Annotated in this window: 10 protein-coding genes; 8 read left to right on the forward strand and 2 right to left on the reverse strand. The window is 38.5% G+C overall.

Features of this window, described 5'->3' with window-relative positions; translation table 11 throughout:
* Positions 1-289: 289 nt before the first annotated feature.
* Complete coding sequence (locus N7Z68_RS16045) at positions 290-1,582, reverse strand: glutamate-1-semialdehyde 2,1-aminomutase (protein WP_275119479.1); 1,293 nt, start codon at positions 1,580-1,582, stop codon at positions 290-292.
* Between the two features lie 153 nt (positions 1,583-1,735).
* Here N7Z68_RS16045 and N7Z68_RS16050 point away from each other — a divergent pair, with 153 nt between their 5' ends.
* The 7 genes from N7Z68_RS16050 to perR all read left to right on the forward strand — a co-directional run bounded on the left by N7Z68_RS16050 (position 1,736) and on the right by perR (position 7,308).
* Positions 1,736-2,752 (forward strand): ABC transporter ATP-binding protein, encoded by a 1,017-nt coding sequence (locus N7Z68_RS16050; protein WP_275119480.1) that lies wholly within the window; start codon positions 1,736-1,738, stop codon positions 2,750-2,752.
* Positions 2,742-3,536 (forward strand): ABC transporter permease, encoded by a 795-nt coding sequence (locus tag N7Z68_RS16055; RefSeq protein WP_275119481.1) that lies wholly within the window; start codon positions 2,742-2,744, stop codon positions 3,534-3,536. The genes N7Z68_RS16050 and N7Z68_RS16055 overlap by 11 nt, the downstream gene beginning before the upstream one ends.
* Before the next feature lie 4 nt (positions 3,537-3,540).
* Positions 3,541-4,326: an ABC transporter permease gene (locus tag N7Z68_RS16060; protein WP_275119496.1), complete on the forward strand. Its 786-nt coding sequence runs from the start codon at positions 3,541-3,543 to the stop codon at positions 4,324-4,326.
* A gap of 754 nt (positions 4,327-5,080) precedes the next feature.
* Complete coding sequence (locus N7Z68_RS16065) at positions 5,081-5,503, forward strand: potassium channel family protein (RefSeq protein ID WP_275119482.1); 423 nt, start codon at positions 5,081-5,083, stop codon at positions 5,501-5,503.
* A gap of 59 nt (positions 5,504-5,562) precedes the next feature.
* The gene (bcp, locus tag N7Z68_RS16070; RefSeq protein WP_275119483.1) at positions 5,563-6,033 is read left to right on the forward strand and encodes a thioredoxin-dependent thiol peroxidase; all 471 of its coding nucleotides are present in this window, start codon (positions 5,563-5,565) and stop codon (positions 6,031-6,033) included.
* 423 nt (positions 6,034-6,456) lie between these two features.
* Entirely contained in the window at positions 6,457-6,744 is a 288-nt protein-coding gene (locus tag N7Z68_RS16075; RefSeq protein WP_308447230.1) for a cyclic-di-AMP receptor, read from the forward strand.
* A 126-nt stretch (positions 6,745-6,870) separates the two neighbouring features.
* Positions 6,871-7,308, forward strand: a complete 438-nt coding sequence (gene perR / locus N7Z68_RS16080; protein ID WP_275119485.1) for a peroxide-responsive transcriptional repressor PerR — start codon at positions 6,871-6,873, stop codon at positions 7,306-7,308.
* 32 nt (positions 7,309-7,340) lie between these two features.
* Here the strand turns inward: perR and N7Z68_RS16085 are convergent, their stop codons facing one another.
* Positions 7,341-7,691: a YgzB family protein gene (locus tag N7Z68_RS16085; protein ID WP_275119486.1), complete on the reverse strand. Its 351-nt coding sequence runs from the start codon at positions 7,689-7,691 to the stop codon at positions 7,341-7,343.
* A 197-nt stretch (positions 7,692-7,888) separates the two neighbouring features.
* On the opposite strand from N7Z68_RS16085, the gene N7Z68_RS16090 reads away from it, so the two are divergent.
* Positions 7,889-8,755 (forward strand): nucleotidyltransferase-like protein, encoded by an 867-nt coding sequence (locus N7Z68_RS16090; RefSeq protein WP_275119487.1) that lies wholly within the window; start codon positions 7,889-7,891, stop codon positions 8,753-8,755.
* The last annotated feature ends 294 nt before the right edge of the window (positions 8,756-9,049 follow it).

Raw genomic sequence — 9,049 nt, forward strand, 5'->3', positions numbered from 1 at the left:
AACAGCCTTCTTGGCTTTAAAACGTTGTAGAAATACTTTTCTAACATATCAAAAATAGAACCTCAAACAGCAGGTTCCAATTGTCAGAATTGTATATCAAGTATATCACGGCGAGTGAATAAATTCAATTATTTTTATTCACGTCTATGCTGTTGTCATTCAAAAATTCCAGTAAAATTGTTAAAAATAAAACAAGAAAATTATGGATGTGTAAGCGTTTTCATAGGGTTTTTCAATAAAAAAACCAGAAAAGGATTTTCTTTTCTGGTTGTATCGAATGCATAATTATTCATTTTGCCATTTTTGAAAATGTGTGTTTGACAGCGATGAGGGTATCGTTGATATCTTGTTCGGTATGGGCTATTGTAAGAAACCATGCTTCGTACTTTGAAGGGGCAAGGTTAATCCCTTGCTCAAGCATGAGCTTAAAGAATTTACCGAACATTTCACCATCACTTTTTTCAGCTTGTTCATAGTTTGTAATTTTCTCTTTTGTAAAGTAAACGGTTAGTGCTCCTTTAAGGCGATTGAGTGTTATCGGAATATTGTATGTTTTTGCATGTTCAAGTATACCCTTTTCGAGAACTTCGCCTAATTGATCCAGTCGATCATATAATCCTTCTTCTTGCAGAACTTCCAGGCAAGCGATCCCAGCACTGATAGAAGCAGGATTTCCAGCCATCGTTCCAGCTTGATACGCAGGGCCGAGTGGAGCGACTTTCTCCATGATCTCTTTTTTTCCGCCATATGCACCGATTGGAAGACCGCCGCCAATGATTTTTCCTAGAGCTGTCATATCCGGTTCAACGTTTACTAAGTTTTGCGCACCGCCATACATGAAGCGGAAGGCTGTAATGACTTCATCATAAATTACTAATGCACCAGCTTCGTGTGCTAATTGATTTACTCCTTCAAGGAAACCTTCTTTCGGTTCAACGATTCCAAAGTTTCCAACAATCGGTTCAACTAAAACCGCAGCTATTTCATGCCCCCATTTATCTAAAGCTTCTTTAAAACTATCGAGACAATTAAAAGGAACTGTAATTACTTCTTTAGCTATGGACTGAGGTACACCGGCAGAGTCAGGAGTTCCTAGTGTCGCAGGACCGGAACCTGCCGCTACTAAGACTAAATCGGAATGTCCATGATAGCAACCCGCAAATTTAATGATTTTGTCGCGCCCAGTATAAGCTCTAGCGACACGAATAGTTGTCATAACAGCTTCTGTGCCTGAATTAACAAAGCGAATTTTTTCCATAGAAGGGATAGCTTCTTTTAGCATCTTTGCAAATTGAATTTCAAGATTAGTTGGCGTTCCGTACAGTACGCCGTTTTCAGCAGCTTTTGTAATCGCCTTTGTAATATGCGGGTGGGCATGTCCTGTAATAATAGGTCCATAGGCTGCAAGGTAATCTATGTATCGGTTACCGTCAACATCCCAAAAGTAAGCGCCTTGTCCTCGTTCCATAAAAACGGGAGAACCGCCGCCAACTGCTTTAAAAGAACGTGAAGGACTGTTAACGCCTCCTACGATATGTTCAAGTGCTTCTGTGTAAAGTGTTTCAGAATTTGTATGATTCATTTCTTTGCACCTCTTCATGTAAATTTACCAACTTTATATTACCATAAGCTCCTATCTTGAGCGAAAACAGGGATTGCGTTAAACTATTTGAGTTATAGAAAAAAGATAGATGTATTAAATATGAAGATAAGGAAATTTGGAAGAGGTGTAAACATGAATGCTATAGAAGTACGTGAATTACGAAAAGAATTCAAGTCCTATTCCAGTCGCGCTGGTTTAGCGGGGGCATTTCGTGATTTATTTACGAGAAACTATAAGATACTTGCAGCGGTTGACGGAATTTCATTTGAAGTGAAAAAAGGAGAGATGGTTGGTTACATCGGTGAAAATGGTGCGGGTAAATCAACGACAATTAAGATGCTTACAGGAATTTTAACCCCGAGTGCAGGTGAAGTCGTTGTGAACGGTATGAACCCGCATAAAGAAAGGGAGCGCTTTGTTCGGACGATAGGTGTTGTATTCGGTCAACGTTCACAATTATGGTGGGATATCGCCGTACAAGAATCGTTCCGGCTGCTTAAAAAAGTTTACAATATTCCTGATGAACAATATGAACCGCATATTAAGGAAATCATTGAAACGTTAGATTTAGAACCGCTGTTAGATAAACCGGTTCGTAAGCTGTCATTAGGCCAACGAATGCGTTGTGAACTAGCAGCGGCTTTGATTCATAATCCGCCGCTCTTATTTTTAGATGAGCCGACGATTGGATTGGATGTGCTTGTTAAGTTAAAAATTCGTGAGTTTCTAAAGAGAATTAATGAAAGATTTAACACTACCATTCTTTTAACCACACATGATTTGAGTGATATTGAAGCGTTATGTGAGCGGGTGATTATGCTTGATGAAGGTAAAATTATATACGATGGCTCCTTAGCAGATCTAAAGGGAAACTGGGGTAAAGGAAAGGAAATTCAATTTCAGTTTGATGAAGTCGTTTCAAAAACGAGTTTAGTAGAAAAAACAGAAGGTCTTGGTTTTCCGATTGAATGGAAACAAGGTGATCAAGAAAATGTTTGGGCAGCGATCGTTTCTCAAGAAGAAGCAGTTTCGCAGATTATTAGTTTAATTGCTAGTCACTTTAAGTTGTCAGATATGAGGATTAACGAGGTTTCAACAGAAGAAATTATTCGTAACATTTATGAAGAAGGTGTGTTCTATGGCAAGTAAATATGTGGAGATGATCCGAATTCGTTTCCTCATGATGCTTGCTTACCGTACAAACTACTATAGTGGTATTCTGATCTACAGCATTAATATTGGTGCCTACTATTTTTTATGGATGGCCATCTATGGTGGAAACGATGAAATTCAAGGACTCTCCGTCTTACAAATGACAACGTATGTGGCCGTTGCTTGGATGGCGAGGGCATTTTACTTTAATAATATTGACCGTGAGATTGCACAGGAAATTAAAGAAGGTAAAGTTGCGATAGAGCTGATCAGGCCTTATAACTACTTGGGTATGAAGACGATGCAAGGGCTTGGAGAAGGGCTGTTTCGACTGTTTTTCTTCTCTGTTCCTGGAATGTTCATTGTCTGGTTAGTTTTCCCGATTACTTTTTCAGCGAGTCCTTCGACATGGTTGTTCTTTGTTATTTCTCTGATGTTCAGCTTTATTATTAATACGCAAATTAATTTACTTACGGGGATATTGACGTTCTTCCTCTACAATAATACCGGACTAATTCGAGGGAAACGGGTTGTGATTGATCTCTTTTCAGGTCTGTTATTACCGATTAGCTTTTACCCGATTTGGGCCCAAAATGTCATGATGTTTTTACCCTTTCAAGCGATTAGTTATATACCAAGTATGATATTCACCGAAGGTTTTGCTCATCATGAAGTTTGGCAAGGGTTAGCTATTCAATTGATTTGGGCGCTTGTTTTAATTGTCCCGATCCAAGCATTATGGGTGATTGCTAGAAAACAAATGGTTGTACAAGGAGGCTAAAATGATGTTTCACGTATCTATGTTTTTCCAATACGCCTCTCAATATATAAAAACAAGACTGACTTACCGAGTAGATACGGTTGTAGAGATTTTTTCAGATTTACTATTTCAAGCAGTTAATCTCGTATTTATTCTCGTTGTCTTTGGGCATACCTCGTTCTTAAGCGGTTGGAATCGAGAGGAAATTATTTTTATTTATGGTTTTTTCTTAGTACCTTATGCTATTTTCACTTCTTTCTTTAATATATGGGATTTTAATGACAGGTACATCGTTAAAGGGGAAATGGACCGTGTTCTAACCCGTCCGATCCATAGTTTATTTCAAATTGTGCTTGAGCGGATGGAGTTGGAGTCCTTATTTGGGGTTATTACCGGTATGGCGATTATGGTTTACGCTGGCAGTCAATTAGGGCTGTCGTTGTCCTGGTATGATCCGTTTATCTTTGCTGCGTTAGTAGCAGGCGGGGCGTTAATTTACGGCAGTATTTTTACAATGCTCGCCAGTATTAGCTTCTGGTCGGACAGTAAGACCGATTTCATGCCAATGATGTACAATATTGGGAACTACGGGCGTTACCCAGTGGACATTTATAATGGAGTGATTCGCTTTGTGTTAACGTGGATTTTACCATTTGCGTTTGTCGGCGTATATCCCGCGGCTTACTTTTTAGGCAGGGAAGAGTGGTTTATGTATGCGGCCCTGACACCTGTAATGGGAATTATCTTCTTTATCTTGGCCGTTGTGATTTGGAATGTTGGGGTAACTAAGTATCGTGGGGCAGGAAACTGATATGAGGCGAGGAGTTAGGTTTAACTCTTCGCTTTTCTCTGTCTAGCTCTAGCTCTTAGCGAGACTTCCCTCACTTGCTTTCGATAAGTCAACATTGGTTGAGCAGTGAAGGGGCCTTCATGACGTATGAAAATATTAGGGAACTCACAGGCCCTTATTTCTTTAAAAAGTCGCTAAGTTGACTCCTTAAGGACCTCAGAAGCCCTTATTTACTATATTTCATGATGATTTTGCCTAATATTAATGAAATAAGGACCTCTCAGTGCCGCAAACGTCTAAAAGAGATCAAATCTGCTAAAATAGCGTCCTCTCAGTGGCGTAAAAGTAAAACACTAGCACCTTAACTATAATCGCGTGTTAAAGTGTTGTCTTGAGTGGTGGACACCGAAAGATTACATATCATTAGGCATCTTGCGCTTTTCACTGTCTAGCTCCAGCTCCCAGCGCCTAGCGAGACTTCCCTCACCTTCGTACGATAAGTCAACATCGACTCACTAGCGATCGTCGTGTTTCCTTTATCTCCTACGGCTCAGTCCAGTCCGTACGTCGCTAACCGGTCGCTTCCGATTTTCACTGTCTAGCTCCAGGCGCCATCGGCTCGAGGTCGCTTCGGTCCATCAAAAGTGTCCGAAGAGCAGGACACATATTGCTGGCCCTCCAGCGCTTGTCGCCAATAAGCAGGCACCTTCCGCTTTTCTCTTGAAGTTGTCCTATTTTTTTTAATTTGCTCATAAAGTGGGTTAGAGGTGGTTTTATGGGGGAATTATTGATATTAACCGTTATCCTAATGTCCGTTTTGGGTGTTCTGATGAGTATATTGTTACTATTAAAAAACCGCCCGGTACGAGGTCAAGCGCTTTCGCTCCGTAATTTTGTTGTACTCTTAATCGTCTATGTCACAATTACGATTGGGTTTGGTGCTTTGTATATGGCTTTGGAAATGGCAGGTTATACGGTTCTTACTGAAGGAAAACGACATGTCGGGGGGAATGTGCTTCATCTGATAGAAGATACGATGTATTTTAGTGCGGTTACGTTATTGTCTGTCGGGTACGGTGATATTACTCCGCTGGGATTTGGTCGGCCGCTTGCGATGTTTCAAGCGTTAATTGGTTATGTTCTTCCGGCGGCATTTGTTGTCACGACGGTTATATATATGGACAAACGTTCAGATTAGTTGTACTTCTTGAGAACTTTCGTTAATCTATACGAAAGAAGACATTTGGAGGGATATAAGTGACTGTAGAAATTGGACAAACTGCACCTGACTTTAAAATACCAGCAAATACTGGAGAAACAGTTTCATTGAGTGATTATAAAGGGAAAAATATCGTATTGTATTTTTATCCGAAAGATATGACGCCGGGGTGTACCACTCAAGCATGTGACTTCAGGGACCATCATGAAAGTTTTGCGGATGTTGATGCTGTTATTTTAGGTGTCAGCCCTGATCCTGTGGATCGTCATACAAAGTTTATAGATAAACACGGACTTCCATTTATTTTACTCGCGGATGAAAATCATGAGGCAGCTGAAGCGTATGGTGTATGGAAGTTAAAAAAGAACTTTGGAAAAGAGTATATGGGAATTGAAAGATCGACTTTTATTATCGATAAAGAAGGAAAAATCGTAAAGGAATGGCGTAAAGTCAGAGTAAAAGGTCATGTGGAAGAAGCACTTTCTTATATAAGAGAAAATTTGACGTAACCACTTTGGAACGATTGGTTTCTTAATGGTGGTTGTAAGTAATGGGACTCTAGCTGAGCATCTGCTTGGTTAGGGTCCTAAAAAGCAATAACAACTTTAGAAGGATAGAGGGAGCCGGTATGAAGGTTGTTCATCTGCGAAAGTTAAATTAGATCGATAACAACTACTAAAAGAAGGTTTTGCGCTGTAACCTTTCCATTTGATTTCTAATATAGATGAAGTAGAATGAATCCGAAGATAAAGAAATACTTATATTCTACGGCGGATGTAACGGTAACACCATATTTCTTGTCAATTTCATTATCAAACATGTGGACTATATATTAAAAACCTGTAAAAAATGTTTAGATAAAAGTGATGGGTTAATTTAGAGAGTGTTAACAAAGGATAATAAGGAGAGGGGATGTAACAGGGTTGAAGTTGATGATTTGTATTATGGAAAACTATTATGCCAATGAAGTAGAAAAGCAATTAAAATATAAAGGCTTCCGCATGACGGAACTAGCGAGTACAGGTGGTTTTTTAAGAAAGGGCAGTACAACCTTCTTGTTTGGTGTCGAAGAAAAAGACATTGAGGAATTAAGGAAGTCATTACAGGATGCCTGCCTGCATGTAGAAAAGCAAAAAGGGAGAAAGAGATCGGTGGCCAACCGATATACCTCATTCATCATCCCCGCGAGTCCGGCATTAGTGCCTTTACTTCAGACTTGATATATGTGTTCAAATCGTTTTCTTTAATGATACGGTGGAAACATTGACAATTTATCGAATAATAATTATACTATTTATAAATATTATAAATTAAGAATTGTTGTTCTGAAAGCGAGGTGCATGACGATGGCCAAACATCGCCTGCAGGAAGCGATCGATTCTTTAAAAACGACGAAAGTTCGCATGACTCCGCAGCGTCATGCAATCTTAGAGTATTTATACGAATCGATGACTCATCCAACAGCGGATGATATTTATAAAGCATTAGAAGGCCGATTTCCTAATATGAGCGTTGCGACTGTTTATAATAACCTGCGTATGTTTAAAGAAGTAGGGATTGTAAAAGAGTTGACTTATGGAGATTCGTCGAGTCGTTTCGATTGTGTAACGACGGATCACTATCATGTGATTTGTACGGATTGCGGAAAGATCGTTGACTTTCATTATCCAGGTCTAGACGAAGTAGAAACTCTTGCTGAACATGTGACGAACTTTGATGTTAGTAATCATCGAATGGAAATCTACGGTGTATGTCCGGATTGTAAGAAGAAATCTACTCATTAGGATCAAAAAAAGCTGAATGCCTATAGAGGCATTCAGCTTTTTTTACGATTATATTTTAAATCGAATTCTTTACCTTCAAGCTCAGGATCTAGTGTTAATGGCTCGTTACAATTCATACATGCATCAACACGGCCTAATACTTTTGTTGTAGTGTTACAGTTAGGGCAGACGACTTTCACTGACTTCGTTGATATCATGCCGATCCAAAAGTAAACGACAGTACTTGCGATAACGAAAAGAAAACCGAGCAACATCGTTAAGGACATTATAATAGGAGAATTCCGAAAGAAAATTCCTACATACATAACGATAATCCCTATAAACACAAGTGATAGGGCGAATGTTCTTATTTTATTTATTTTATTAGAGTGTTTAGTAGACATAGTAGTTTCCCTCCTTTTTTTAGTATAGCATATAGAAGGATGTTAAAAAATTATTTAATAGCAATTTATAATTGGAAAAGGGTTTAGGGTTTTCTTGTCGAAGAACTATTTGACTTATTATATTAGGAACATTGATGTTCTTTAGTTGTAGTAACGAGAGTGTAATATTGTAGTGTTTGTAGAGAGGGGACCACTCAATGGAAGTGATGTTAAGACAATTGTATCAAGATAAAGCAAGCGAACCTGATACATTGGGGATACTTATAGTAGAGAAAGACGCAGGGTTTGACTCTATTACTGATGGGCAGGATGTTATCCTTTTAATTATTAAGGAAAAAGGAACGAGCCCTTGGTTTGTAAGACATTATGAGTATTTAGATAAGACAGTTTCAATGAATATTATTGATGAAGAACGACTTTTTCAATGGATGATATCTGGAGCTAACCGCAGATTTATTGACTGGGTGTTTAATGGGAAGGTTCTTTTCGATCGAAATGAATATGTCTATTATATGAAGAAAAGAATAAATGACTTTCCTTTTGAAGAAAGACAACAAAAGCTCGGGATCGAATTTTCTAAGTTAATTCGACGATATGAAAAAGGAAAAGCCTTATACCAATCTGAGAATTATTACGATGCATTTAATCATATCCTGCATGCACTTCATCACCAAGCGAGACTTTCTGTCATCGAAAGAGGATTTTATCCTGAAATTACAGTATGGGACCAAGTCAAACATATTGAGCCTGAGACATTTAAGTTATATCAAGAATTACTAATGGGTCAGGAGACGATCGAAAAAAGGATAGAGTTAGTTTTACTTGCAAATGAGTTTGCAATTACTTCAAAAGCGCAGCTAGGTAGTATGCATATTCTTAAAATTATGAACACCTCTATGGACCCTTGGTCGATTTCGGAATTAATGGAACACCCAGAGTTAAAGGAGTATTCTATTGACTTAGAACTGCTGGTCAGCTTCTTAGTCCAAAAAGGAGCAATAGAAGTTATACATAATGAAACGAAAGCCAAAGGGATCTACCACCGTTTGTACGAATGCAGATAAAAAAATTGTTAAAGTGTTGACCTAAAAAAATAGATATGATATATTATTAATCGTCGCTGTTGCGGCGATGTTTTATTTTAAAACAGCTTTTATTTTTTAAAAAACAAAGTGTTGACAATGACGTTGGCACGGTGTTATACTTTAAAAGTCGCCATTGGGGCGATGATAAAAAGTTCTTTGAAAACTGAACAAAAAGCCAAGCGAAATAAATGAGATACATGATATCTCGTCAATGTTTTAAAAACGTCACGTTTGTGACAATGAGCTATATCAAACACTTTTATGGAGAGTTTG

Origin of the sequence: Alkalihalobacterium chitinilyticum, from assembly GCF_029028005.1 — a bacterium.
Lineage (GTDB): Bacteria > Bacillota > Bacilli > Bacillales > Bacillaceae_F > Alkalihalobacterium > Alkalihalobacterium chitinilyticum.